The 842-nt window shown below is 45.2% G+C and carries 1 protein-coding gene; it reads left to right on the top strand.

Annotated features, from left to right (window positions below):
• On the top strand, positions 1-842 hold an 842-nt coding region (locus NX845_RS23370), incomplete at both ends, for a hypothetical protein (RefSeq protein WP_260257210.1).

The raw sequence follows: 842 nt of genomic DNA, 5'->3' as shown, positions 1-842 counted from the left end.
CAAATCATGCAAGACGGTACGTTAGATATCATCGAGCCAAATCTGGCTGATGGCACAATCACAACCAACACCATTGACGTGATGCCAAATCAGAGTGCTGATGGCGCGACGATCACTCAGTTCACCTATGACGGTCAACTAAGAACACTTGATCAAAATGACACTGGTGAGCAGCAGTTTAGCTTTACGGAAGGTAAGCTTTATATCACCCTTGAAGGTGAAGTGCGCTTTGAACCAAATCGTAATTTAGACCACTCGGTAAGCGAAGACATCGTGAAGTCGATAGTAGTGACTTCAAGCGACTTCGATAACGATCCGGTGACTTCAGCCATTACGCTGACCATTACTGATGGTGACAATCCGACTATCGATTCGGTACCGAGCGTTGTACTTGAAGAAGCTGATTTAACTGATGGCTCATCGCCAAGTGGCAGCGCGGTTAGTCAGACGGAAACCATCACTTTCACTAATCAAAGTGACGATGTCGAAAAATTCCGTTTAGAACCAAGTGAATTTAATACTAACAATGCGCTCAAGTCCGATGGCTTGAGCATTGAGATTCGAGAGGAACCAACAGGCTCTGGCAATTATATTGGTTTCACGACCGATATTTCGAATGTCGAAACCACTGTGTTTACACTCGATTTCAGCAGTACTACTTTGGGTGAGTACGCCTTCACGCTTCTGGAAGCGATTGACCACACGCCTGTTCAAGGCAATAACGATCTAACATTCAACTTGCCAGTATACGCTGTCGATAGTGACGGCGATGATTCACTGGTGTCTCAGCTAAATGTAACCATCGGTGATGATGTCCAAATCATGCAGGATGGTACCTTAGA

It is taken from the genome of Vibrio sp. NC2, from assembly GCF_025195005.1.
GTDB lineage: Bacteria > Pseudomonadota > Gammaproteobacteria > Enterobacterales > Vibrionaceae > Vibrio > Vibrio splendidus.
Note: the sequence above shows the minus strand (reverse complement) of the source record. Positions and strands in the feature narration are given on the sequence as shown.